This window comes from Billgrantia kenyensis (assembly GCF_013697085.1).
Classification (GTDB): Bacteria; Pseudomonadota; Gammaproteobacteria; order Pseudomonadales; family Halomonadaceae; genus Halomonas; species Halomonas kenyensis.
Genome location: NZ_JACEFT010000037.1, coordinates 1 through 22,717, shown reverse-complemented (window position 1 = coordinate 22,717; position 22,717 = coordinate 1). Strand labels below are relative to the sequence as shown.

The window sequence follows — 22,717 nt, the reverse complement described above, 5'->3', positions numbered from 1 at the left end:
CAGTGCCAAGACGCTACAATAGGCGGCTTGGCAACCTGGGCGAGAGACACATGGCCGTATTCACCCCGTTGAGCGACGCACAGGTCGCAGAGTTCCTCAAGCGTTTCGATGTCGGCAGCCTGGTGTCCCTTGAGGGGGTCGCCGGCGGCACCGAGAACTCTACGTTCTTCATCACTACCGACCGGCGCGAGCTAGTGCTGACCCTGTTCGAGCAGGGCGAGCATGAGGAGCTGCCGTTCTTCGTCGAGCTGCTCGACTATCTGGACGAGCATCGCCTGCCGGTACCGGGCCCGGTACACGACCGGGAAGGCATCGCCCTGCACAGCCTGGCCGGCAAGCCTTCTTTGCTATTCCCGCGCCTGCCCGGCCGCCACCCGATGTCGCCCAATCTGGCCCAGTGCCATGTCCTGGGCGATACGTTGGGGCGCATGCACGTAGTGTCCCAGCACTTTCCCGGCCACCGCCCCAACCCCCGCGACCTCAACTGGCTGACCGCCATGCACCACAAGGTGCTGGTCTACCTCTCGCCCGAGGACCAGGCCCTGATGAAGGACGAGGTGGAGATCTACCAGGGGGTGTTCGGCGATGCCTCCGAACTGCCCCACGGAGCGCTGCATGGCGACCTGTTTCGCGACAATACCCTGTTCGAGGGTGACCGCCTCGGCGGCATCATCGACTTCTACAACGGCTGCACGGGCGACCTGCTGTTCGACCTGGCCATCGTGATCAACGACTGGGCCTCCGGCCCCGATGGCCGCCTGGACCGCGAACGCCACGATGCCATTCTCTTGGCCTACCAGTCACGCCGCCCCCTTACCCGCACCGAGCGCGAGGTGTGGCCGACCATGCTGCGCATGACCGCGCTGCGCTACTGGCTATCGCGGCTGCTGGTGGTCTATGTGGACCCGCCCGCGCATGACCTGACGCCGCATGACCCGGCTCAGTTCCATACCATTCTCACGGCACGCCTGGAACACGGCGCTCTGCCCCTGCCAGAAGCGAGCACTACATGAGCCTATCGATGGGAGCCGCCTCAGGGCCCGCCCAGCGCGCGCGCCGCACCTGGAACATCGACCAGTGGGGCAGCGGCTACTTCGACGTCGACGATAGCGGCCACGCCCTGGTGCGCCCTCTGGGCAGCGAGGCCGAAGGGCCGGCACTGCCGCTGGCGCCGCTGGTGGACCAGCTGCGCGAAGCCGGCTTGCGCCTGCCGGTGCTGGTACGGTTCAGCGATATCCTTCACGACCGCGTCGAGCAGCTGTGCGAAGCCTTCGACCTGGCCATGCAGGAAGAGGAGTACGCAGGCGGGTACACCGCGGTGTATCCGATAAAGGTCAACCAGCAGCGCCGCGTGGTCGAGGAGATACTTGCCACCCGCGAGCGCGGCCATGGCCGGGTGGGTCTCGAGGCCGGCAGCAAGCCGGAGCTGCTCGCCGTGCTGGCACTCTCCGCCGACGGCCCCTCGCTGATCGTGTGCAACGGCTACAAGGATCGCGAGTACATCCGCCTGGCACTGATGGGCGAGAAGCTCGGTCACCGGGTCTATCTGGTGGTGGAGAAGTTCTCCGAACTGCCGCTGATCCTGGAAGAGGCCGAGAGCCTCGGCGTCACGCCACGCATCGGCCTGCGCGCCCGCCTGGCTTCGGTAGGCATGGGCAAGTGGCAGGACACCGGCGGCGAGAAGTCCAAGTTCGGCCTCACCGCCGCTCAGATGCTGGCCGTGGTCGAGCGCCTGCGTGAAGCCGATTCACTGGCCAGCCTTCAGCTGGTGCACTTCCATCTGGGCTCACAGATCGCCAACATCCGCGACATCCAGTTCGGCCTGCGTGAATGCGCGCGTTTCTACCAGAGCCTGCTGGCACTGGGCGCACCGATCGATACCGTCGACGTCGGCGGCGGCCTGGGGGTCGACTACGAAGGCACCCGCTCGCGCAGCTTCTGCTCGATCAACTACTCCATGCGCGAGTATGCCCGCAATGTAGTCAGCGCCTTCGCCCAAGCCTGCAGCGAGGCGGAGATCCCGCATCCGCACCTGATCAGCGAGTCGGGCCGCGCGCTGACGGCACACCATGCGGTACTGATCGCCAACGTCATCGGCGAGGAGCGGGTCAACGACCAGGCGCCCGAACGCCAGGCCGAGGATGACCCGCAGCTCGACGAGCTGTGGCGCGTGCATGACCTGCTGGGCAACTCGGTGGAGCCGCGCGAGCTGGTGGAGGCCTGGCACGACCTGCTCCAGGCCATGAGCGAGATGCACGACCGCTTCATCATGGGGCTTGCCGACATTATCGTGCGTGCCGAAGCGGAAGGGGTCTATTTCGCCGCCTGCGCCAGGCTGCGCGAGAGGCTCAACAGCCGCAACCGGGCTCACCGCGAGATCATCGACGAACTGGCCGAGAAGCTTGCCGACAAGCTGTTCGTCAATTTCTCCCTGTTCCAGTCGGTACCCGACGTCTGGGGCATCGATCAGATCTTTCCGGTGCTGCCGCTGACCGGACTCAACCGCGAGCCCAGCCGACGAGGCGTTATCCAGGATATTACCTGTGACAGCGACGGCCGTATCGACGGCTACGTCGACGGCCAGGGTGTGGAGACTACCCTGCCCCTGCCGGAGTGGCACGACGACGAAGAGCCGCTGCTTGGCTTCTTCCTGGTCGGTGCCTACCAGGAAATACTGGGCGATCTGCACAACCTGTTCGGCGACACCGACTCCGTCGACGCCGCCCTGAACGAACAAGGCGAATGGGTACTCAGCCACGCCCAGCAGGGCGACCGGGTCTCGGATGTGCTGGCCTACGTCAACTTCGACGCCAAGGTGCTGCGCGACCGGCTTGCCGGCCAGTTGGCCGACAGCGGGCTTTCGGCTGCTGAGCAGGAACACTTCCTCGACGACCTCTCGGCTGGCCTGGAGGGCTATACGTACCTGGAGTAGCACACTCCACTTCGCGATCCAGCAAACACGAACGCCCCCGCGGAAAACCGCGGGGGCGTCAGCGTTGGATGCTGCGTACTGTTTTCAACCAGCCGGTAAGCTCACTCCATGACCTCGACCGTGGCCTCGAGGCCACCGGTCAGGCTCATGCGCAGCTTGGCACCACGAGGCAGCTCGCCGACGCCTTCAGGGGTGCCGGTGAGGATCACGTCGCCAGGCTCCAGGGTGAAATGCCGACTCATCTCGGCCACCAGGGTGGGCACTGGGAAGAGCATGTCCGAACCCTCGCCGTGCTGGCGCAGTTCGCCGTCGATCTCCAGCTCGAAGGTCAATGCATTCCAGTTCGGCACTCGGCTGAGTCGCAGAAAATCACTCAGAGGGCAGCCACCGTCGAATGACTTGGAAATCTCCCAGGGGTGCCCCTTCTCCTTCAGGCGGGTCTGAACGTCACGCAGAGTCAGGTCGAGTCCGAGGCCGATGCCGGCGATGGCTCTCTCGGCCTCGTCGGCCGTGGCATGGGTCAGCCGCTCCCCGATCAGCAGCGCCAGCTCGATCTCATAGTGCACCTCACCTCTCGAGAAGGGCGGATCAAGCGGTTCATCCAACCGCACCGCGCTGGTAGCCGGCTTGATGAACAGCAGTGGCTCGGTGGGTACCGGGTTGTCCAGCTCCTTGGCGTGGTCCGCATAGTTGCGGCCAATACAGACGATCTTGCCCAGTGAATGGGGAAAATCCTGGCCATCGGTGAATCGGGGGACAAAGCGCATGGCGGGTCTTCTCCTTCTCGTTATACGTGCCGTTTTTCAACGACAAGCCCCACAGTCTACCTCACCATGCGCTGTGTTCCACCCCGCCGCGTTGTCGCAGCGATGCATCACTGTTCAGGCGCCCAAGGCGTATCCGGCTCGTGGGCCAGGAAGCCCGGACGACGATGGCGTGCTGCAAAGGGCTCAACGCAGGCGTTATCGCAACGATTGTAGACGAAGAAGACATTGCTGCGCGGGTCCGGCGACATGTTGGCATTGGAGCCATGCAGCGTATTGCAGTCGAACAGCAGCAGCCCTCCAGCCGCCCCCTTGGGGGCTTCGATGCCGTGACGGGCAACAAGCTCGCCCAGGGCCTCGCGGCCCGGCACGCCGAACTCCTGCCGCTTCAGTGACTGACGGTGGTGATCGTCCGGGGTCTCGCCCAGGCACGGTACAAACACTTTGTGCGATCCCGGTATCAGCATCAGCGGACCGTTGAACTCGTGGTTGTCGGTCAGCACGATCGAGGCGCTGACCGCATGCATGCGCGGCATGCCGTCCTCGGCATGCCAGGTCTCGAAGTCGGAGTGCCAGCTGAAGCCCTTGCCCTCGAATCCCGGCTTGTAGTTGATGCGCGACTGATGGACATAGGAGTCACCGCCAAGGATCTGGCGCACCCGTCCGACGAGGCGCTCGTCGTGGGCCAGGCTGGCGAAGCGCTGCGACAGGAAATGCACCGCGAACAGCGAGCGGATCTCCTGGCTGTCGGGTTCGGTGATGCTGAAATCGCGGCCGCGATAATCATCGCGACTGAGCAGCGCGTCCAGCTCCCGGCGCAGCTCATCGAGCTCCTCACCGCTGATGAAGTTGGGCTCGAACAAAAAGCCCTTGCGCTCGAACTCATCGAGCTGTGCCTGGCTCAGCGGCCCTTTTTCCTCTCGGCCGCGCACGACCTCTTCCTGGCGCTCGAGCCAGAGGCTCTCTAGCGGCTCACTCAGGCGGGTGGGGTAGACGTCGTCCAGCTCCCGGCTCGCATTGCTGCGAAGCTGGGCTGTCATGGTGTCGGTAACGGCGAAGTCAGTCGCCTGCTTCAGCTTACGGTTGGACGAAGTGTGCACTGTCATCCAATCACCTCCTGTGTATCCGTGATCAGCTTCAGTTCAAACTCGTTCAACGGCGCGCAGCCGTGAAATGAGGTCCTTAGGGGGACCTGGCACCGAAAATGTGGTGGCGATGCAATGCGCTTTCAAGAGCGACAAAAAAACCGCCCATCGAGGCGGTTTTAAGTGTCTGCAAGTCGCTGAAATTCCCGAAGCATCATTCCAAGTTCTGGATGGTGCCGGCACCAGGAGTCGAACCCGGGACCTACTGATTACAAGTCAGTTGCTCTACCAACTGAGCTATGCCGGCTCGGGACCGATCCAAGCGAGATGCAGAATCGGAAAGGGGGTTGGCGTGGCTGGGGTACCAGGATTCGAACCTGGGAATGCCGATACCAAAAACCGGTGCCTTACCACTTGGCGATACCCCAGCAGTGTGGTGGCCAGAGACGGAATCGAACCGCCGACACGGGGATTTTCAATCCCCTGCTCTACCGACTGAGCTATCTGGCCGCTGCCAACGGTGCGTATTAAACAAGATCAGGCCTGCACCGTCAAGCCTTTCGTTTCATGCAGATGCCACTGTCGTTTCACAGCCAGACGCCTAGCGCTCGGGGGGCACATAGCCTTCCGCCTGATCGGTTTCGCGGTTGTCGAGAAAGCGCTCCATCTGCTCGTTGAGATAGGCCCGCGCCTCGGGGTCGAGCATGTTGAGGTGCTTCTCGTTGATCAGCCGGGTCTGCAGCGCCTGCCACTCCTCCCAGGCCTGCTTCGACACGCTGGCCTGGATCTCCTGCCCTCTCTTGCCCGGCAGCGGGGGAAACGGAAGTGCCTCCAGCTCCTGCTGGTACTTGCGACAGAATACGGTTTGGCTCATGGCGGTCTCCTTGCTGTTGGTGCGGACGGCGTTCAGAGCCCCTTCGGCGCCGTCAGTGTAAACGGACTCAGCGACGCCAACAGAGACTTCACCGGAGCTGCCAGCCCGATGCGCTCGGGGTTGCCCGGATCGTACCAGCATCGCCCCTCGCCCACCGAATCGAGCCCGGGGATTTGCGCGGGCTGCGGGGTGATATCGAGACGAAAATGGCTGAAGGTGTGGCTGAAGGCCGGCCAGGGCGAGTCGATGGCAGCTCCCGGGGCATGCACGTCGAGCCAGGCCTGCAGCGCGGCCAGGTCATCGAACTGGGGTAGCCCCCACAGCCCGCCCCACAGCCCGCTGGCGGGGCGCTGCTCGAGCAGCACCCGCCCCTCGACGTCGCGCAGGACCAGCATCAGGGTGGTACGGGTCGGCAGCGCCTTTTTCGGCTTCGATTCGGGGAAGCGGCGCTCCTCGCCGCGGGCATGGGCCATGCAGACATCCTCGAAAGGGCAGCTGCCGCAATCGGGCATGCCTCGACGGCAGAGCGTCGCGCCAAAGTCCATCATGGCCTGGGTAAAGTCGGCCACACGACGGTCTGGTGTGTAGTGTTCTGCCAGTCTCCACAGCAGGCGCTCGACCGCAGTGCGCCCTGGCCAGCCCTCCACGGCATGCAGCCGCGCCAGGCTGCGCTTGACGTTACCGTCGAGAATCACCGCACGCCGCCCGGTACTCTGGGCAATGATCGCCCCGGCAGTGGAGCGACCGATACCGGGTAGCTCGGCCAGCGCCTCGAGGCTCGACACCGGCAGCTCGCCGCCATGCTCGGCCACGACATGACGGGCGGCCTTGTGCAGATTGCGCCCGCGTGCATAGTAGCCAAGCCCGGTCCACAGGTGCAGCACCTCGTCCTGGCTTGCAGCGGCCAGCTCGGCGAGGCTGGGAAAGCGCGCCATGAAGCGCTCGAAATAGGGAATGACGGTAGCGACCTGGGTCTGCTGAAGCATGATCTCGGAGACCCACACCCGGTAAGGGGTGCGCTCCTGCTGCCAGGGCAGGTCATGACGACCGGCTCGGTCGAACCACTCGAGCAGGCGGTGCTGAAACGCTGCGGGCTCGAGAATCGGCAATGGCATCTCGCTCATGAGCCACCTTGACGAAAACAGAACGAAAAAAAGCGCCGACTGAAGGTCGGCGCAGGGACTGGCTTAAGAGTCAATTCAACAGACCGCGCAGGGTATCGCGAAGTTCCCGGCCGGCGCCTTCACCCAGGCGCTCTTCGAGACGTTCCAGCGGGCGCTCGAGGCGACGCTCGAGCTCGTCGCCGGCGCGCCGGGAGACTTCATCGCGCAAGACCTCGGCTAGCGTGGCCTGGAACGCCTCGCGATCGAAACGGCACCACTCATTCCGATCTCCGGAAAGCTCGCCGCTGCAGCGCACCGGTAGCGGAATCCGCTCCAGCCGAGGGTTGACCGGGCAAGCAGCATCGGCGCCGTCGACAAACCGTGCGGCAGCGCGCAGGTCGAAGCGCTCGCTGCTCAGGTCGAGCTCACCGGTACCGCCCAGATCGATGCCGGGAATGGTGATCAGTATGTCTTCGCTGCGCACCACGCCATTGTTTATGCGCAGGCTTGCCTCGGCGCGATCGAAGCGTGTATCGGCGCTCCAGTCTCGCGTCGTTTCGCGGCCTTCGACCATGGCGGCCAGCGAGCAGAGCTCCTGGGAAACATTGACCTCGAGCACGGCACCTTCGTCGATGCGCCCTGCCAAGCGGCCATTCAGATTGCGCTTCAGCGCCGGCCAACTGTTGGCGCGTGTCTCGAGCTCGCCACCCAGAGTCAGGCGTCCGCGCAGCGGTGCCGGACTGTCATCATCCGAAAGCGCCTCGAGCAGGGGCGCCAGCCTTACTCTCGACAGCGATGGGTTGAGCTGCCACAGGATCGGCTCGCGTGTCAGGTCGAGCCCACCGTTGGCACTCAGCTCGCCATCGTAGAAGACCGCACTGAATTGCTCGAGGCTGTGCTGCCCGTCGGTGCCGGACAGCGCCAACGAGACTTCGGTGAAGTCGAGGCCTGACAGCCGCAGTTGAGCCACTTCCAGCGCCCCGTCCAGGGTCAGCTGAGCAAGCCACTCAGTGGGCACCAGTGCTGGCGGATCCTCGGCCAGCGCCGGCGCGATACCCGGGAGTCCGCGACTGCTGCTGGCTTGTCCGGCGGCATCGGCGGGCGGCAGGTAGCGGTCGAGGTCGAGGCGGTCGCCCTGCAACTCGAAGTCGAGCATGCGGCCATCGAAACCTGCGCTCAAGCCACCGGTGAAGGTACTGCCATCCAGTACCAGAGTCAGGCCCGCGAGTTCGAGGCGCTCAAGGTTGCCACGGACAGGGCTGGTCAAGGCCACGTCGGAAAGTGCCTCTGGCCCCGCCGTTTGCGGCAGCAGGTCGAGCCGAGTGAGCCAGGGGCGCAGGGACAAGGGAGCCAGGCTGATCTGGCCGCTATAGCTGGGCGCCTGGTCGAGACTGGCAAGGTTCAGGTGGCCGCTCAAGCGCAGGTTGTCGGGACCGGTCAGCTGCAGGTCGCGCAACTGCGCCGTACTCTCAGACAGATCCGCATCCAACGCCAGGGACAACGCCAGGGGTACCGTGTTTTCACCCAGTGCGGGGTGATTGAGCCCGGCCTCCAGGCGCCCCTCCAGAAGCTGCAGGCGCTGCTGGGACAGGTCCAGAATAAGCTGCTGGCCGCTCAGATCGAGCTGCTGGCGATGCTCGGCGCCAGCCAGCCGGCTTGCGGTATTGAGCTTGACTCCCTCCAGCACGTATCGGCGCTCGGCCAGAGCCAGCCGCATACGTCCCTCGAGAGAGATATTGCTCTCCAGCGCCGGGCTGCGCTCCAGCTCACGCCAATCGAGCGTGGGATACGACCTGAGACGCAAGGAAGACCTAAACGGAAAGGCACGCTGAGGATTGACGTTGGTGCCGGAGAGGTTGATCTCTTCGGCCAGCCATTCCTCTCCCTCTGCCAGATCGCGGTAGCTTGCCACGCCATTGCGCACCTGAACGCTGGCGATATTGAGCGCCACTGCCAGGTTGCTGCCCTGCAGGGCGGGACCGGCGCTGGCCGGCGCCAGCGCCGACTCGGCTCCCTCGCGATGCTCATCGAGGCGTTGCATCAGCGTTTCCCAGTTGCCACGGCCCTGCTCGTCCCGAATAAGGCGTAGCTGCATCCCCTCGAGGGTCAGGCCTTCGATGGCTATCTCGCCGCGTAGCAGTGGGGCAAAGGCGAGACTGACCTCGCCATGGGCGAAGCCCAGGAAGGGGGGCTCGTCAGCCTCCTGCTCAGGCAAGCGTCCTTCGGCCTGCTCCACGCTGACACCCAGGCGCGGGTAGAACGACCAGGTCAGGGGGCCATCGAGGGTCAGTTCGAGCCCGCTCTGCTCGCGCACCACCTCGATCAGGCGTGGCTTGAAGTCTTCCGGATCAAGGAAGGTCGTGACATAGACCACGGCCGCCACTACCACGACACCGAGAACCCCGATGGCGGCGAGCAGCGTTTGCAGCAATCGCTTCATGTGTTACCGCCTCCTTGCAGCGGCGAAGCCAATTGGAAATAGTCGCCGGTGGCATGCGGACGATACCCCAGGCGGGTGAGCAGCACCTGGTCGGCCACCGGCAGGCGAGATGAAGGCGCACGCAGCTCACAGCCAGCATTTCGCGCCGCCTCGCTGACCAACGCCAGAAGGCGCGAACCGACACCGCGCCGCCGGGTGGTCTTGCGCACGCACAGCTCCGTCAGCCACCAGGCCTCGTCATCGGCATCTACCGCCACCGCCGCCAACAGGCGGTCGTTGAAGCGCGCACAACCAAAGAAATAGCCGGCCTCGAGGTGTTTGCGGATAAAGACCTCCTCCGGCATGTGTAAGCGTTCAGCCGGAGCGTCTGCATAGATTTTCTGCAGGTCCAGCTGAACCTGTGGGTCCGATTCCCAGACGCTCTTGTCGACAAGATAAAGCGTTACCGGCATGGCGGTCTCCTGAGCCGTGGCTCGGGGCCGCCACGGCAATGGGCGCATTGTAGCGGATGGGGGTGACGTTTCTCTATAATGGTCGCCTCATGACGGCAAGCACAGCGGCTTGCCTGCCCGGAAGTCATCCATCGGCATGCCGGGCCCACACATGCGACGCATAGCAGCGCCAATAGAGAGTCCGACATGTCCGAGCGAATCGCCACGATAACCCGCGACACCAAGGAGACCCAGATCACGGTCACTGTGAACCTCGATGGAGAGGGCCGGCTCAACTGTGAAACGGGCGTCCCTTTCCTCGATCACATGCTGGATCAAGTGGCGCGCCATGGCCTGATCGACCTGGATATCAAGGCGGTAGGCGACCTTCACATCGACGATCACCACACGGTCGAGGATCTCGGCATCACGCTGGGCCAGGCCTTCCATGAGGCCATCGGTGACAAGCGCGGCATCTATCGCTACGGTCATGCCTACGTGCCGTTGGACGAGGCGCTTTCCCGCGTGGTGGTCGACTTTTCCGGCAGGCCGGGGCTGTTCATGGACGTCGAGTTCACCCGCGCCACCATCGGCCGACTCGATACCCAGCTGTTCTGGGAATTCTTCCAGGGCTTCGTCAACCATGCACGGGTCACCCTGCATATCGACAACCTGAAGGGCTTCAATGCTCACCATCAGGCGGAAACCATCTTCAAGGCCTTCGGCCGCGCGCTGCGCATGGCCGTCGAGGCCGACCCGCGCATGGCCGGCCAGATGCCGTCCACCAAGGGCTGCCTGTAGCCCAGACGGCCGAATCAGAGAGGAGTCTTCATGACCATCGCCGTCATCGATTACGGAATGGGCAACCTGCATTCGGTTGCCAAGGCGCTGGAGCACGTAACCCACGAGCATGTGGTCATCACTCGCGATCCGCGGCGGATTCAGGGCGCGACCCGTCTGGTGCTACCTGGCCAGGGAGCGATCCGCGACTGCATGGGGGAACTCGAGAAGACCCATTTGCGCAGCCTGGTGCAGGAGCTGCTGGCCAACCAGAGCAAACCGCTATTGGGCATCTGCGTGGGCCAGCAGATGCTGCTCGACCACAGTGAGGAGAGCGGAGGGGTGCCCTGCCTGGGGTTTCTTTCCGGTGAGGTGAAGCGTTTTCCTGTCGATATGGTCGATGAACAGGGACAACGGCTGAAGGTGCCCCACATGGGCTGGAACCTGGTGCACCAGCACCACACTCACCCCTTGTGGAAAGGTATCGACCAGGACGAGCACTTTTATTTCGTCCACAGCTACTACGTGGCAGCGGAAGATGACGCCTGCGTGTACGGCACCACCCGCTATGGCCGTGTCGATGCTCATGTCGCCGTGGGCCGCGATGCCACCTTCGCCGTACAGTTTCACCCCGAGAAGAGCTCCCGGGCGGGCCTCAAGCTGCTGGAAAACTTTGTCAACTGGGCGCCCTGAACCGCGCCTGGTCAACTGGGCGCCCTAAAACCGCGCCTGGCCAACTGGGCGCCTTGACTCGCGCTCGCCGCCACGCCGCGCAGACAACCCGGTGCAAACACGCACCCGAGAGGACATGACATGCTGGTAATTCCCGCCATCGATCTCAAGGACGGCAAGTGCGTCCGTCTCAAGCAGGGCCGGATGGACGACGCCACTACCTACGGCGACGATCCGGTGGCCATGGCGGCGCGCTGGGTCGAGGCCGGTGCCCGTCGCCTGCATCTGGTCGATCTCAATGGCGCCTTCGAGGGCAAACCGGTCAACGGCGAGGCGGTGACCGCCATCGCCCGGCGCTGGCCCGAGCTGCCGATACAGATCGGCGGTGGGATTCGCAGCGCCGAGACCATCGAGCATTACCTGGCCGCGGGTGTCTCCTACGTGATCATCGGCACCAAGGCGGTCAAGCAGCCCGACTTCGTCGGCGAGATGTGCCGCGCCTTCCCCGGCCATGTCATCGTCGGCCTGGATGCCCAGGATGGCTTCGTCGCCACCGACGGCTGGGCCGAGGTCTCCCAGGTCAAGGCAGTGGACCTGGCCAAGCGCTTTGCCGATGACGGCGTCTCCAGCATCGTCTACACCGACATCGCCCGCGACGGCATGATGAACGGCGTGAACGTCGAGGCCACCGCCCAGCTTGCCCGCGAGGGCGGCCTGCCGGTGATCGCTTCGGGCGGGGTGACCAACCTCGACGACCTGCGCGGGCTGATCGACGCCGCCGAGCCCGGCATCATCGGCGCCATCACCGGCCGGGCCATCTACGAAGGCACGCTGGATGTGGCCGAAGGGCAGCGGCTGTGCGACGAACTCACCGACAACCGCACGGGAGGCTGACATGGGCCTGGCCAAGCGCATCATACCTTGCCTCGACGTCGACGCCGGTCGTGTGGTCAAGGGCGTCAACTTCATCGGCATCCGTGACGCCGGCGACCCGGTGGAGATCGCCCAGCGCTACAACCTGCAGGGTGCCGACGAGATCACCTTCCTCGACATCACCGCCAGCCACGAGGATCGCGATACCACCGTGGAAATGGTCGAGCGCATCGCCGGCGAGGTGTTCATCCCGCTGACCGTGGGCGGCGGCATTCGCACCTGTGACGATATCCGCACCATGCTCAACGCCGGGGCCGACAAGGTCTCGATCAATACTGCCGCGGTGACCAATCCCGACTTCGTGCGCGAAGCCGCCGAGCGCTTCGGCAGCCAGTGCATCGTGGTGGCCATCGACGCCAAGCGGGTCTCCGCCGAGGGCGAGGCGCCACGCTGGGAGATCTTTACCCACGGCGGGCGCCGCCCCACCGGACTCGACGCTGTCGAGTGGGCAAAAAAGATGGTGGAACATGGCGCCGGGGAGCTGCTCCTGACCAGCATGGACCGCGACGGTACCAAGGCCGGTTTCGACCTGGGCGTAACCCGGGCCATCAGCGATGCCGTCACGGTGCCCGTCATCGCCTCAGGCGGGGTGGGCAACCTGGACCATCTGGTGGACGGCGTAATCGAGGGCGGCGCCGACGCGGTGCTGGCCGCCAGTATCTTTCACTTCGGTGAGTACACCATCCCTGAAGCCAAGCGCTACATGGCAGAACGCGGCGTCGAGATGCGCCTGTGAGTGTGGGAAGAAGCATGAGTGTGGGGCTATCCTGCAAGTGCACCTACCGCGGAATCATCGCGATTCTCGCCTTGGCGATGCTTGCCCCCACTGCCCAGGCCGAAAAGAAGCCAATCTGGCCGCCTGTTCTCGATGTCGAGCATGTGCTGCTGCAAACCAGCCTGTATACCCGCCACTTCAACCCCCAGCCGGATCACAACAACCATCAGGAGCTGATCAGCCTCGAGCTGCACAACTCCCAGCGCTGGCTGATGGGGGGCGCTCGTTTCCTCAACTCATTCGACCAGGAAGCCGTCTATCTCTATGCCGGCCGCGAGTTTCCCTTCTGGAAACCCCGCGAGAACGTGACGGTGCGTGCCAAGCTCACCGCCGGGCTGCTGCACGGCTATCGCGGCGAGTATCAGGACAACATCCCCTTCAATCGCTACGGCACCGCCCCTGCCGCGCTGCCGAGCCTGGGAGTGCAGTGGGGACGCTTCGAGTCCGACCTGATCGTGTTCGGCACCGCCGGGGCCATGATCACTGGCGGTATTCGCTTCTAGCGCTCGTTGACCGGGCCTAGCCAGCCTCGAGCCCGAGGTTGCTCACCCCCTCGTTGCGTCCCAGCCGACGCAGCGCCTTGAGGGCATCGCGGTCGAGCTGCTGCGTTTCCGCTGCTTCAAGCACGGCATCCTGAAAATCGTTCTCGTCAGCCATGAGGGGGTGCTCACGCACCAGCTTGGCCAGCCGGCTGGCATCCTCCTCGCCTTCCGTCATTTCGACGAAGGCACGCACCCCGGCCTTGGAGATTCGGCTGACCTCGAGAACGGCTTCGGGGGAGTCGCCGCGCAGGGTATCCAGCAGCGAGGTCAAGGCCACGACCACTTCCAGCGCACGACGGGCACCGAAACTGTCGTCGTCCCCGGGCGGCTCGAGCTCGGCGAGCTTTTCGGCCTGGCGTTCGAAATCGATGCGCGCCTCGCGCACGACGAGCTGCTCCCAGACCAGGTCGAGTATCGCGCGCAGGCCCGCCGGGTCCCCCGCTCCCGTCATCTGCGTATAGAGCGTGTAGTTGGGCAGCATGCGCTCGCACAACGCTGCCATGAAGGCCTGCTGTTGGCGAGGCGTCAGGGCCTGAAGCCGCTCATGGAAGCCCCTTTTTGGCTGGCTCATGGATTCTCCTGGTGAATTGACGGTCTGATGGCAGAGCGTCGGCTCATGGCCACAGCGCCTCGGGAGCGACACGTCCTCGTGCATCGAACAGCACACCCTCGGCGACAAGACGCTCGCGCTGCTCGATCGCGCCGGGGTGTTCCGCCACCCGCCTGGACGCCGTGATCACGCGATACCACGGCAGGCCGTGATTATCGGGCAGCTCGCGCAACGCCCTGGCGACGAGGCGCGGCGTTCCCCCTTCGGTCATGGCAGCAATGCGGCCGTAGGTGGTCACCCTGCCTGGCGGAATCGCTGCCAGGACGGTAAGAATCTGTTCTCGCAGTGCCGCTTTCATGTACGCTGCCGCTCCCCCCTCTCGTGTCACCCCTGAATGGCGAGGTTTCCATGCACCTGCATCTTCTTCAACACAGCCCGCATCATGGCCCGGGACGAATCGCCGACTGGCTGACCAGCATGGGACACAGCCATACCGTCTTCCATCTTCATGCCGAAGAGGCTCCTCCCAGCCTGTCCGATGGCGATGGCCTGATCCTGCTCGACGGCCCCATGCATGTTCTCGACGACGAGGACTATCCATGGCTCAAGCGTGAGCGCAAGCTCATCGCCAAGGCATTGCATGGCAGCAAACCACTGCTCGGCATCGGCATGGGCGCTCGTATGATCGCCGCCGAACTCGGAGCCACCGTGGGCCGCGGCACCTTCGCCGAAGTGGGCTGGCACGAGGTGACCCTGGCCCCGGAGAGCCCCTTCGACCTGCCCGAGCGATTCACCGCATTCATGTGGCATCGTGACGTCTTTGCCCTGCCCGACGACGCCCTCCCGCTGGGGGGCAGCCAGGGCAGCCCGGTGCAGGGGTTCGCCTGGGATGCAGGCCGCGCCCTGGGACTGCTGTGTCATCTCGAGGTCACCCGCACCGACGTTGATGAGTTGCTTACCCATAGCGAAAGGCCGGAGGGCAGCGATGAGAGCCCCCATGCCCAGCCTGCCGAAAGCATACTCGCCGATGGCCGGCGCTTCGACCAGCTGGCGCCGCTGCTCGATCGTCTTCTCAGCCAGTGGATTCACCGCGCCCCGGCCTGACGGCAGTTCAGGCCGGCTGCACCTGCGCGGCGGCTCGCTGCCGCGCAGCTTCGCGAGACCACTCTCGAGCCGCTTCGAGGCAGCTGTCCCAGTCCCCCACATGAATGAAACGGCCAGGCTCACGCTTCTCGAGCTGATAACGGTACATGGGGTCGTAGTATTCGGTGAGCAGCGGCGCCAGCCAGGCCTCGTGGGCCTGGCGGTTGCCGCGCTCGTGCTCACGGAAGGCGAGCTGCTGCAAACGCTGCAGGCGCGCTAGCCGGGCATGGCCCAGGCGCTTCTTCAGCCGAGCCAGCGCGCTGGAGAGCTGCTTGCGCATAAGCGCCCAGCCCAGCCAGGCGCCGAACTGCTGGCGGTAGATCGCCCACAGGTCATCGATGTAGTCCTTGTGAATCTGCGCCAGCCGCCAGTCGAGCGGCATCTCCACGCGCACCCGCGGGGCACTTTCCATCGCCCGCCAGAAGGCCAGCGGAACATTGGCGGTGCCGATGTGGCGCGATTCGTCCTCCACCACCAGGGGACCGAACAGCCCCAGCAGTCGCAATCCTACTGCGTGCTCGAAGTCGATCTGGCTCGGCGCAGGCAGCGGGTGCCGGCCGAAGGCGGAGCCCTTGTGCCGCGCGCAGCCCTCGAGATCGAGTCCATTGGGAAGGGCCTGGATCAGCGTCGTCTTGGCGCAGCCGGTGAGTCCGCCTACGACCAGCAGCGGCTGCTCGGCAGCAGCATCGATACGGGCGCACAGCGCCTGGCGCATGGCCTTCCAGCCGCCGCGGATGCGCGGACGCATTACACCGGCTTCGCCCAGCCAGCGCTGGGCAATCTCGGAACGTAGCCCGCCACGGTAGCAGTAGATCACCGCCTCGGGGTACGCCTCGACCCTGTGCAACCAGGCAGCGATCCGTGCCTCGCGAATGCCGCCGCTCACCAAGCGCTGGCCCAGCTCGATCGCGGCCTGCTGACCACGCTGCTTGTACTCGATCCCCACCAGACGACGTTCCTCGTCGTCCATCAGCGGCAGGTTGACCGCTCCGGGCAGGCTACCCTGGGCGAACTCCACCGGTGCCCGCACGTCGATCAGCGGGACGCCCTGGCGCAGCAGGGCGAGATCCGGCTCTACCAGCGGAAGGTTCACCCACGAACCTCGATCAGTGCCTGCCCCTCAGCTCTCACCACTTCGCCGAAAGGCACCAGTTCGATACCGTGTTCGCGACCGATTCGCTCGACATCGTCCTCCCAGGAGGGGTGTACCGAAAGCAACAGGCCACCGGAGGTCTGCGGGTCGCACAGCCACTGCCAATGTGGCTCATCCATATCCTTGAGCACTGCGCCCAGGGCCTGGCGATTACGTCGGGTACCGCCGGGTACTGCACCACGGCGGCGATAGGCCTCGGCCTCTGCCAGCCGCGGCAGGCGACGGAAATCGATGCTTGCCGCCACCTCACTGGCCTGACAGATCTCGCTCAAGTGCCCGGCCAGGCCAAACCCTGTCACGTCGGTCATGGCGTGCACACCCTTCACCCTGGCCAGGGCCATGCCGATCTGGTTCGGCTTCAACATGGTTTCCCGGGCCAGCGCCTGGTGGCCGGGCTCGAGCAGGCCCTGCTTCTCGGCCGTGGTCAGGAAACCCACGCCCAGAGGCTTGGTCAGGAACAGCAGGTCTCCCACCTGGGCGCCCTTGTTGAGCTTGAGGTGCTCGAGATCCACCAGCCCATTGACCGCCAGGCCGAAGATCGGCTCCGGTGCATCGATGGAGTGCCCTCCTGCCAACGCCAGGCCCAGCTCGCGGCAAACGGCCTGGGCTCCTGCTACCACGTCACCGGCGATTTCCGGTCCCAGCTTGTCCAGCGGCCAACCGAGGATACCCAACGCCAGCACCGGCTTGCCGCCCATGGCGTAGACATCGCTGATGGCATTGGTCGCGGCAATACGGCCGAAATCGAAAGGATCGTCGACGATGGGCATGAAGAAATCGGTGGTGGCAATCATGCCGCGGCCATCGCCCAGGTCGTATACCGCCGCATCCTCGCGGCCCTCGTTGCCCACGATCAGACGCGTGTGAGTTGCCCCAGGCCCGGCCTTGGCCAGGATGCCATCGAGCACATCAGGGGCTATCTTGCAGCCACAGCCGGCGCCATGGCTGTACTGGGTCAGGCGAATCGCGCTCATCTCGTTCTCCTTGGCAGTGGTATTTTCATACTATCGCAGCCAGGCGCATCGGCTCACAGTGCTTCGAGGGCGTCGGCCAGCTTATCCACGATAACGACCTCCATTCCTTCCGGAGCGCGTTTCGGTGTGTTGGCCCGGGGCACGATGGCCCGAGTGAAGCCATGTTTGGCCGCTTCGACGATGCGCTCCTGACCGCTGGGCACGGGCCGAATCTCGCCGGAAAGACCTACCTCGCCGAAGGCCACCAGTTCCCGCGGGAGGGGACGGTTCTGCAGGCTGGACACCACGGCGAGCAGCACGGCCAGGTCGGCACTGGTCTCCAGCACCTTGACTCCGCCAACCACGTTGAGAAAGACGTCCTGGTCGCCGGTAAACAACCCGCCGTGGCGATGCAGCACTGCCAGCAGCATGGCCAGGCGGTTCTGGTCGAGGCCGACGGCTACCCGGCGCGGATTGCCCAGCGCTGACTCGTCGAGCAGCGCCTGGACTTCCACCAGCAGCGGGCGCGTGCCTTCCCATACCACCATGACCAGGCTGCCCGGTGCCTGCTCTTCATTTCGTGAAAGAAAAATGGCGCTGGGATTCTTCACCTCCTTGAGCCCATGCTCGAGCATGGCGAATACCCCCAGCTCGTTGACCGCACCAAAGCGGTTCTTCTGGCCGCGCAGGGTGCGGAAACGGGAGTCGGCACCGCCCTCGAGCAGCAGCGAGGCGTCGATCATGTGCTCCAGCACCTTGGGACCGGCCAGGGTGCCGTCCTTGGTCACATGGCCCACCAGCAGCAGCACGGTGTTGGACTGCTTGGCAAAGCGGGTCAGTACCGCTGCAGACTCACGCACCTGGGCCACGCCACCGGGAGCCGAGGCGATATCCTCAAGATGCATGGTCTGGATCGAGTCGATAATCAGTATCTCGGGGCGTTCGCGCTCGGCGACGGCGAGCACCGTCTCGACGCTGGTCTCGGCCAGCATCTTGAGACCCTGGGTAGGAAGCTGCAGGCGATGGGCTCGCATCGCCACCTGGGACAGCGACTCCTCCCCAGTGACGTAGAGCACCTTGCGCGCCTGGGCCAGCTTGCAGGCAGTCTGCAACAGCAGGGTCGACTTGCCGGCACCGGGATGACCGCCAAGCAGCACCGCAGAGCCCGGCACCAGGCCGCCGCCCAGAACGCGATCGAACTCCTCGAAGGTGGAGGAGAGCCGGGGCACCTCGGTAAGGTCGACGCTGCCCAGGTCCACGACCTCTTTGGACAGCCCGCCGGCATAGCCGGCACGTCCCGTGCCGCTGACAGTCGCGGCCCCCGGGCGTGAAGCACTCAGCCGTATTTCACTGAGGGTGTTCCACTCCTGGCAGCTCGAACACTGCCCCTGCCACTTGCGATACTCCGCCCCGCACTCGGTGCAGACGAAAGCGCTTTTCGCTTTGGCCATGCCGGCCTCCCATGCTGCAGCTCGACCCATTCTAGCAGGGGCTGGCGCCCGCCAGACGCACAAAGGCGGCCTGGCGGCCGCCTTTGTATCTCTCCGAGGCTGTGATTACTGGCGACGCAGCTGCAGGGCTTCGTTGTTCTGGAAGCGGCGGCGCTGTGGGTCGATCAGCTCCAGGGTCTGGTCATCGACACGCAGGAAATAGTAGATCTGGCCTTCGCCGTCCGGCGTCAACTCATAGACGGTGGCATCGGGATCGACCGCCGTGCCGTCGAGCACTTCCCAGTTGCCGGCATACTCTTCATCAGGCGGATCCTGGGGGTGTTCGCGATAGCTGGCACGTAGGTCGAAGGTTCTATCCTCCAGCGCCGCCTGTTCGCTGCCACGCAGATTCACCGTCAGGTCGATGCCCGCGCAGTTGCGGCAGGGCAGCGTCCCTTGATATGCCACGGCATCGTCCATTGCCACGTCGGCACGATCGTCAACCGCAGGGGCTGCACAACCGGCCAGGAAGGCCAGCATGGCCGAGCCAGCCAGCAGGGTCCTTACTTGCATTTGCTCACTCCTAACCTATGGGTTTGTCACCTTGTAGGGTGTGTCATCATATGTGACAGCATAACCCTTAAGAGCGCTCGCAGACAGTCTCGGCTTTTCGTCTGAGGCCCCGGCTCACGCTGCTCCCGGATAGACATGCATGAACACCAGGGCCAGCACGATCGGCATCACCACCAGGCTGCCCAGGTTGCCGATCAGCACCAGCGAGGCGACCTTCTGGGGCTCCTGTCGATACTGCTCGGCAACAAGATAGTTGAGCACCGCCGGCGGTAGCGCAGCAAATACCCACAGCACGGCAGCCTGCAGGCCGGTCAACTCCAGCCACAGAATCATGGGAACCGCCAGAAGCAGGCCGGACAGCGGGCACAGCACCGCCCCGAGCAGGCCGGTCTTCCAATCGCTGAAATCGATGTCGAGCATTCGCACCCCAAGGGCGAACAGCATCAGGGGAATGCACACGCCACCCAGCATGTGCAGCGCCTCGAGCAGCCAAGCGGGTAACGGAGCGCCACCGAGGTTCACCGCAAGCCCCGCAATACTGGCCAGCACGATCGGCATGCGCAGCAGGCGCCACAGTGGAGTTCGAGGGCTCAGCATGTAGAGCCCCACCGAGAAGTGCAGCAGCATCTCGACGATGAACACCACCACCGCGGCGGGAAGTGCGGCCTCGCCGAATGCCAGAACCAGCAGAGGAACCCCCATGTTACCGGAGTTGTTGAACATCATCGGTGGCAGGAAAGTCTTGGGCTCCAGCTTCAACAGCCTGGCCAGTGGCCACAGCAGCAGGCCGGAGCCGAGCACCACTACCGCAGCCGCCAGCGCCAATCCAGCGTACTCCTCCAGCGGCGCCTGGCCGTCCGCCAGCACCGCGAACACCAGCATGGGCACGAAGATTTCCATGTTGAGGGTGTTGAGGCTGCGAATGTCGGGCGTGCGAAAGCGGCCATAGAGGGTACCGCAACCGGCAATCAGGAACACCGGCAGCAGGGTAGCAATGATCTGGGCGGTCATTATCTGGTTCCAGCATCGACGCGAAAGCGCCTAGGCTAGCACGCTACCGGCTTGCGCGGTCGAGCCGCAGCGGTCAACATGACCTTAAGTTCCGTCCCCAGCGAGAAAAGAGATGCCATGAGCCAGTTCTGGAGTCCGGCAGTACGTGAGCTGACGCCCTACGTACCCGGAGAGCAACCGCGGGAAAAGCTGATCAAGCTGAACACCAACGAGAACCCTTATCCGCCGGCTCCCGGCGTGGAAGCCGCGCTCCGTGAGTTTCCGGTAGACCATCTGCGGCTCTACCCCGACCCACAGTCTCTCGCCCTGCGCGAGGCGCTGGCTCGCGAACATGGTGTCGAGGTAGGCCAGGTTTTCGTCGGCAACGGCTCCGACGAGGTTCTCGCGCTGGCCTTTCAGGCCTTCTTCTGCCATGACCGCCCGCTCGAGATGCCCGCGATCACCTACAGCTTTTATCCGGTCTACTGCAAGCTGTACGGCATCGAGCGTCGCAGCCTGGCGCTGGACGAACAGTGGCGTGTCGATCTCGACGCTTTCAGCACCGACAGCGGAGGGGCCATCTTCGCCAACCCCAACGCCCCTACCGCCCACGGGCACCCGCGCGAGGCCATCGCCGGCCTGCTCGAACGCTTGACGAGCCAGGTGGTGCTCGTCGACGAGGCGTACGTCGACTTCGGCGGAGAGAGTGCGGTGCCGTTGATCCAGCGCTTCCCCAACCTGCTGGTGACCGGTACCTTTTCCAAGTCACGCAGCCTGGCTGGCCTGCGCCTGGGCTACGCCATCGGATCCCGCGAGTTGATCGAGGGGCTGGAGCGGGTCAAGGATTCCTTCAACTCCTACCCCATCGACAGCCTGGCAAGCGCACTAGCCATCGCCTCGCTCGAGGACCGCGAGCACTTCGACGCCTGCCGGGAGCGCGTCGTCACCACACGCGAGCGCACCACTAGGCGGCTAGCGGACCTCGGCTTCGAGGTGCTGCCCTCCCAGGCCAATTTCCTGCTCGCCAGCCACCCCGAGCACGATGCCGCTCAGCTCTTTGTCGGCCTGCGCGAGCGCGGCATCCTGGTCCGCCACTTCAATACCGACGCCCTACGCGACTTCCTGCGCATCTCGATCGGCACCGATGACGAGATGGACAGCCTGATTGAAGTCCTGGAGGCTCTCTGCTGACAGGGTTGAGGGGCCGCGCAACCCCAGGCTAGCCCTGGGGCACCTTCGCACCCGGGCTGCTATTTGTCCTTTCCTTGCAGTTAGGTTTGGTCACCATGCGCTCTTTTCTCCTGGGCGTTTCCAAAAGTTACGGGATGGCTTGCCGATAAGTTACATTAACGTTGCTAACCATGATGAGGCCATCCAATGTTCCGTATGTCTCTGACCTTCCCATCTCGCTGGGTGCAGCGTGCGGCGCTGGCATCCCTGATTGCCTTGGCCGGCTGTACAGCTCGCTATCCGCTGGATATTCCGGAGGCACAATGGGAAGCCATGACTCCGCAGCAGCAGTTGGAAGCTCGCCAGCAACAGGCTGACCTTGACCGCGCCAGAGCAGAAGCCCATCAAGCAGCCGCCGAAGCACGCCGTGCCGAAGCAGAGGCACAAGCCTTGGCACTTGCGGAACAGCGCCGTAACGCTCCCCTTGGAACACGAGTACAGTGCCTGCTCGAAGGAGACGCCTATCTCGCCGGCAACTGGGGTTCGATGGCCCCCCTAGTTGTAGATGTAGTGGAAGGCATGGACCTTGAAGTAACGATTCATAGTCAGGATCGTCGCCGCTCGGCCCGGGGCTATGCGCAGTTCGACGGCACCAGCGTCAGTGTCTGTAACCAGCGGCATGGCATTCGGCGATCGCCACAGCGCTGCGCCATCTTTACCGGGACACAGCGGCAATTAATGCGTGGCAGCGAAACAGAGGTGGCCGCTGAGCGCTTTGTGCGTGGAAATATGCGCTGTGAATACCCGCGATGGTCAAGCTGACCTTTCCCCCAGAAACCGGTCCACCGTCAATGTGAGATTTCCGCTACGTTTATCCTGAAAGCAGGAGACCTTGCGATGAAGCGTAACCGACATACCGAAGAGCAGATCATCAGCATTCTCAAGGCCAACGAGCGCGGCGTCTCGATCGCCGAGCTGGCCCGGCAGAACGGCGTGACTGAGCAGACCATCTACCGCTGGAAGGCCAAGTACAGTGGCATGGAGGTTTCGGAGGCCAAGCGCCTGCGCGAGCTGGAAAGCGAGAATGCCCGACTGAAGAAGCTGCTGGCGGAAAGCGCCCTCGACAATGCCGCACTCAAGGAGATCGTCTCGGGAAAGTGGTGACGCCCGAAGCGAAGCGGCGTGCGGTGGAGCACCTGGTGACAGGCGGCTGGCTCAGCCAGCGAGGCGCCTGCCGTTGCTGGGCCTGGCAAGGTCGGTAGCCCGGTACCAGGCCACACCGGAAGGTCAAAGCCACACAAACGACGAAACCCCGAGCACTTTCGTACTCGGGGTTTCTGGAATAAGTGCCTGACGATGACCTACTCTCGCATGGGGAGACCCCACACTACCATCGGCGCTGAGCGGTTTCACTGCTGAGTTCG

At 64.3% G+C, this 22,717-nt stretch carries 23 protein-coding genes, 3 tRNA genes, 1 rRNA gene and 1 pseudogene; 11 read left to right on the top strand and 17 right to left on the bottom strand.

Annotated elements, in window-relative coordinates:
* Positions 1-50 precede the first annotated feature (50 nt).
* Together H1D44_RS18760 and speA are read left to right on the top strand one after the other, a co-directional pair.
* The gene (locus tag H1D44_RS18760; protein ID WP_181516804.1) at positions 51-1,013 is read left to right on the top strand and encodes a homoserine kinase; all 963 of its coding nucleotides are present in this window, start codon (positions 51-53) and stop codon (positions 1,011-1,013) included.
* A complete protein-coding gene (gene speA / locus H1D44_RS18755) occupies positions 1,010-2,932 on the top strand; it encodes a biosynthetic arginine decarboxylase (protein ID WP_181516803.1) in 1,923 nt (640 codons plus the stop codon). Before H1D44_RS18760 ends, speA begins: the two co-directional genes overlap by 4 nt.
* 101 nt (positions 2,933-3,033) lie before the next feature.
* Here the strand turns inward: speA and H1D44_RS18750 are convergent, their stop codons facing one another.
* The 9 genes from H1D44_RS18750 to H1D44_RS18710 all read right to left on the bottom strand — a co-directional run bounded on the left by H1D44_RS18750 (position 3,034) and on the right by H1D44_RS18710 (position 9,650).
* The gene (locus tag H1D44_RS18750; protein ID WP_181516802.1) at positions 3,034-3,699 is read right to left on the bottom strand and encodes a fumarylacetoacetate hydrolase family protein; all 666 of its coding nucleotides are present in this window, start codon (positions 3,697-3,699) and stop codon (positions 3,034-3,036) included.
* A gap of 107 nt (positions 3,700-3,806) precedes the next feature.
* Complete coding sequence (gene thpD / locus H1D44_RS18745; RefSeq protein ID WP_181516801.1) at positions 3,807-4,802, bottom strand: ectoine hydroxylase; 996 nt, start codon at positions 4,800-4,802, stop codon at positions 3,807-3,809.
* A gap of 210 nt (positions 4,803-5,012) precedes the next feature.
* A tRNA-Thr gene (locus H1D44_RS18740) sits at positions 5,013-5,088 on the bottom strand.
* A 46-nt stretch (positions 5,089-5,134) separates the two neighbouring features.
* Positions 5,135-5,209, bottom strand: a tRNA-Gln gene (locus tag H1D44_RS18735).
* A gap of 6 nt (positions 5,210-5,215) precedes the next feature.
* A tRNA-Phe gene (locus H1D44_RS18730) sits at positions 5,216-5,291 on the bottom strand.
* Positions 5,292-5,382: 91 nt separating this feature from the next.
* Positions 5,383-5,655, bottom strand: coding sequence for an oxidative damage protection protein (locus tag H1D44_RS18725; protein ID WP_181516800.1), 273 nt, complete (start codon positions 5,653-5,655; stop codon positions 5,383-5,385).
* A gap of 32 nt (positions 5,656-5,687) precedes the next feature.
* Positions 5,688-6,779: an A/G-specific adenine glycosylase gene (gene mutY / locus H1D44_RS18720; RefSeq protein WP_181516799.1), complete on the bottom strand. Its 1,092-nt coding sequence runs from the start codon at positions 6,777-6,779 to the stop codon at positions 5,688-5,690.
* Between the two features lie 70 nt (positions 6,780-6,849).
* Positions 6,850-9,198 carry an AsmA family protein gene (locus H1D44_RS18715; RefSeq protein ID WP_181516798.1) on the bottom strand — a complete coding sequence of 783 codons (2,349 nt, stop codon included), beginning with the start codon at positions 9,196-9,198 and terminating at the stop codon, positions 6,850-6,852.
* Entirely contained in the window at positions 9,195-9,650 is a 456-nt protein-coding gene (locus H1D44_RS18710; RefSeq protein ID WP_181516797.1) for an acetyl-CoA sensor PanZ family protein, read from the bottom strand. Before H1D44_RS18710 ends, H1D44_RS18715 begins: the two co-directional genes overlap by 4 nt.
* 186 nt (positions 9,651-9,836) lie before the next feature.
* Between H1D44_RS18710 and hisB the strand changes: the two genes are divergently transcribed.
* From hisB to H1D44_RS18685, 5 genes are all read left to right on the top strand, one after another.
* Positions 9,837-10,430, top strand: a complete 594-nt coding sequence (gene hisB / locus H1D44_RS18705; protein ID WP_181516796.1) for an imidazoleglycerol-phosphate dehydratase HisB — start codon at positions 9,837-9,839, stop codon at positions 10,428-10,430.
* Positions 10,431-10,460: 30 nt separating this feature from the next.
* Entirely contained in the window at positions 10,461-11,102 is a 642-nt protein-coding gene (gene hisH, locus H1D44_RS18700) for an imidazole glycerol phosphate synthase subunit HisH (protein ID WP_181516795.1), read from the top strand.
* A 120-nt stretch (positions 11,103-11,222) separates the two neighbouring features.
* Positions 11,223-11,975 carry a 1-(5-phosphoribosyl)-5-[(5-phosphoribosylamino)methylideneamino]imidazole-4-carboxamide isomerase gene (gene hisA, locus H1D44_RS18695; protein WP_181516794.1) on the top strand — a complete coding sequence of 251 codons (753 nt, stop codon included), beginning with the start codon at positions 11,223-11,225 and terminating at the stop codon, positions 11,973-11,975.
* Position 11,976: 1 nt separating this feature from the next.
* Positions 11,977-12,750 (top strand): imidazole glycerol phosphate synthase subunit HisF, encoded by a 774-nt coding sequence (hisF, locus tag H1D44_RS18690; protein WP_181516793.1) that lies wholly within the window; start codon positions 11,977-11,979, stop codon positions 12,748-12,750.
* Positions 12,751-12,764: 14 nt separating this feature from the next.
* Entirely contained in the window at positions 12,765-13,292 is a 528-nt protein-coding gene (locus H1D44_RS18685) for a hypothetical protein (protein WP_422671913.1), read from the top strand.
* Between the two features lie 16 nt (positions 13,293-13,308).
* Here H1D44_RS18685 and H1D44_RS18680 read toward each other — a convergent pair whose 3' ends face one another.
* Together H1D44_RS18680 and H1D44_RS18675 are read right to left on the bottom strand one after the other, a co-directional pair.
* Positions 13,309-13,902 carry a YjaG family protein gene (locus H1D44_RS18680; protein WP_181516792.1) on the bottom strand — a complete coding sequence of 198 codons (594 nt, stop codon included), beginning with the start codon at positions 13,900-13,902 and terminating at the stop codon, positions 13,309-13,311.
* Between the two features lie 43 nt (positions 13,903-13,945).
* Positions 13,946-14,239: an MGMT family protein gene (locus H1D44_RS18675; protein ID WP_181516791.1), complete on the bottom strand. Its 294-nt coding sequence runs from the start codon at positions 14,237-14,239 to the stop codon at positions 13,946-13,948.
* Between the two features lie 50 nt (positions 14,240-14,289).
* Here H1D44_RS18675 and H1D44_RS18670 point away from each other — a divergent pair, with 50 nt between their 5' ends.
* Positions 14,290-14,985: a type 1 glutamine amidotransferase gene (locus tag H1D44_RS18670; RefSeq protein WP_181516790.1), complete on the top strand. Its 696-nt coding sequence runs from the start codon at positions 14,290-14,292 to the stop codon at positions 14,983-14,985.
* A gap of 7 nt (positions 14,986-14,992) precedes the next feature.
* On the opposite strand, the gene mnmH is transcribed toward H1D44_RS18670, so the two are convergent.
* The 5 genes from mnmH to H1D44_RS18645 all read right to left on the bottom strand — a co-directional run bounded on the left by mnmH (position 14,993) and on the right by H1D44_RS18645 (position 20,144).
* The gene (mnmH, locus tag H1D44_RS18665) at positions 14,993-16,117 is read right to left on the bottom strand and encodes a tRNA 2-selenouridine(34) synthase MnmH (protein ID WP_181516789.1); all 1,125 of its coding nucleotides are present in this window, start codon (positions 16,115-16,117) and stop codon (positions 14,993-14,995) included.
* Positions 16,114-17,151 carry a selenide, water dikinase SelD gene (gene selD / locus H1D44_RS18660; protein ID WP_181516788.1) on the bottom strand — a complete coding sequence of 346 codons (1,038 nt, stop codon included), beginning with the start codon at positions 17,149-17,151 and terminating at the stop codon, positions 16,114-16,116. Before selD ends, mnmH begins: the two co-directional genes overlap by 4 nt.
* A gap of 53 nt (positions 17,152-17,204) precedes the next feature.
* Entirely contained in the window at positions 17,205-18,581 is a 1,377-nt protein-coding gene (gene radA / locus H1D44_RS18655) for a DNA repair protein RadA (RefSeq protein WP_181516787.1), read from the bottom strand.
* Between the two features lie 105 nt (positions 18,582-18,686).
* A complete protein-coding gene (locus H1D44_RS18650) occupies positions 18,687-19,133 on the bottom strand; it encodes a copper resistance protein NlpE N-terminal domain-containing protein (protein ID WP_181516786.1) in 447 nt (148 codons plus the stop codon).
* A gap of 114 nt (positions 19,134-19,247) precedes the next feature.
* Positions 19,248-20,144, bottom strand: coding sequence for an AEC family transporter (locus H1D44_RS18645; RefSeq protein WP_181516785.1), 897 nt, complete (start codon positions 20,142-20,144; stop codon positions 19,248-19,250).
* 117 nt (positions 20,145-20,261) lie between these two features.
* On the opposite strand from H1D44_RS18645, the gene hisC reads away from it, so the two are divergent.
* The 3 genes and pseudogenes from hisC to H1D44_RS18630 all read left to right on the top strand — a co-directional run.
* Complete coding sequence (gene hisC / locus H1D44_RS18640; protein ID WP_181516784.1) at positions 20,262-21,314, top strand: histidinol-phosphate transaminase; 1,053 nt, start codon at positions 20,262-20,264, stop codon at positions 21,312-21,314.
* 186 nt (positions 21,315-21,500) lie between these two features.
* Entirely contained in the window at positions 21,501-22,115 is a 615-nt protein-coding gene (locus tag H1D44_RS18635) for a hypothetical protein (protein WP_181516783.1), read from the top strand.
* A 75-nt stretch (positions 22,116-22,190) separates the two neighbouring features.
* Positions 22,191-22,531 (top strand): annotated as a pseudogene (locus tag H1D44_RS18630) (transposase); the annotation flags it as partial.
* A gap of 110 nt (positions 22,532-22,641) precedes the next feature.
* Here H1D44_RS18630 and rrf read toward each other — a convergent pair.
* A 5S ribosomal RNA gene (rrf, locus tag H1D44_RS21355) occupies positions 22,642-22,717 on the bottom strand; the annotation flags it as partial.

Excerpts from the sequence above, each read along its gene's own strand:
- speA (WP_181516803.1), top strand. The coding sequence starts at position 1,010 with ATGAGCCTATCGATGGGAGCCGCCTCAGGGCCCGCCCAGCGCGCGCGC.
- H1D44_RS18760 (WP_181516804.1), top strand. The coding sequence starts at position 51 with ATGGCCGTATTCACCCCGTTGAGCGACGCACAGGTCGCAGAGTTCCTC.
- hisH (WP_181516795.1), top strand. The coding sequence starts at position 10,461 with ATGACCATCGCCGTCATCGATTACGGAATGGGCAACCTGCATTCGGTT.
- H1D44_RS18645 (WP_181516785.1), bottom strand. The coding sequence starts at position 20,144 with ATGACCGCCCAGATCATTGCTACCCTGCTGCCGGTGTTCCTGATTGCC.
- hisC (WP_181516784.1), top strand. The coding sequence starts at position 20,262 with ATGAGCCAGTTCTGGAGTCCGGCAGTACGTGAGCTGACGCCCTACGTA.
- mutY (WP_181516799.1), bottom strand. The coding sequence starts at position 6,779 with ATGAGCGAGATGCCATTGCCGATTCTCGAGCCCGCAGCGTTTCAGCAC.
- H1D44_RS18750 (WP_181516802.1), bottom strand. The coding sequence starts at position 3,699 with ATGCGCTTTGTCCCCCGATTCACCGATGGCCAGGATTTTCCCCATTCA.
- H1D44_RS18725 (WP_181516800.1), bottom strand. The coding sequence starts at position 5,655 with ATGAGCCAAACCGTATTCTGTCGCAAGTACCAGCAGGAGCTGGAGGCA.
- hisB (WP_181516796.1), top strand. The coding sequence starts at position 9,837 with ATGTCCGAGCGAATCGCCACGATAACCCGCGACACCAAGGAGACCCAG.
- radA (WP_181516787.1), bottom strand. The coding sequence starts at position 18,581 with ATGGCCAAAGCGAAAAGCGCTTTCGTCTGCACCGAGTGCGGGGCGGAG.
- H1D44_RS18715 (WP_181516798.1), bottom strand. The coding sequence starts at position 9,198 with ATGAAGCGATTGCTGCAAACGCTGCTCGCCGCCATCGGGGTTCTCGGT.
- thpD (WP_181516801.1), bottom strand. The coding sequence starts at position 4,802 with ATGACAGTGCACACTTCGTCCAACCGTAAGCTGAAGCAGGCGACTGAC.
- selD (WP_181516788.1), bottom strand. The coding sequence starts at position 17,151 with ATGAGCGCGATTCGCCTGACCCAGTACAGCCATGGCGCCGGCTGTGGC.
- H1D44_RS18650 (WP_181516786.1), bottom strand. The coding sequence starts at position 19,133 with ATGCAAGTAAGGACCCTGCTGGCTGGCTCGGCCATGCTGGCCTTCCTG.
- H1D44_RS18710 (WP_181516797.1), bottom strand. The coding sequence starts at position 9,650 with ATGCCGGTAACGCTTTATCTTGTCGACAAGAGCGTCTGGGAATCGGAC.
- hisF (WP_181516793.1), top strand. The coding sequence starts at position 11,977 with ATGGGCCTGGCCAAGCGCATCATACCTTGCCTCGACGTCGACGCCGGT.
- hisA (WP_181516794.1), top strand. The coding sequence starts at position 11,223 with ATGCTGGTAATTCCCGCCATCGATCTCAAGGACGGCAAGTGCGTCCGT.
- H1D44_RS18635 (WP_181516783.1), top strand. The coding sequence starts at position 21,501 with ATGTTCCGTATGTCTCTGACCTTCCCATCTCGCTGGGTGCAGCGTGCG.
- H1D44_RS18670 (WP_181516790.1), top strand. The coding sequence starts at position 14,290 with ATGCACCTGCATCTTCTTCAACACAGCCCGCATCATGGCCCGGGACGA.
- H1D44_RS18680 (WP_181516792.1), bottom strand. The coding sequence starts at position 13,902 with ATGAGCCAGCCAAAAAGGGGCTTCCATGAGCGGCTTCAGGCCCTGACG.
- H1D44_RS18685 (WP_422671913.1), top strand. The coding sequence starts at position 12,765 with ATGAGTGTGGGGCTATCCTGCAAGTGCACCTACCGCGGAATCATCGCG.
- H1D44_RS18675 (WP_181516791.1), bottom strand. The coding sequence starts at position 14,239 with ATGAAAGCGGCACTGCGAGAACAGATTCTTACCGTCCTGGCAGCGATT.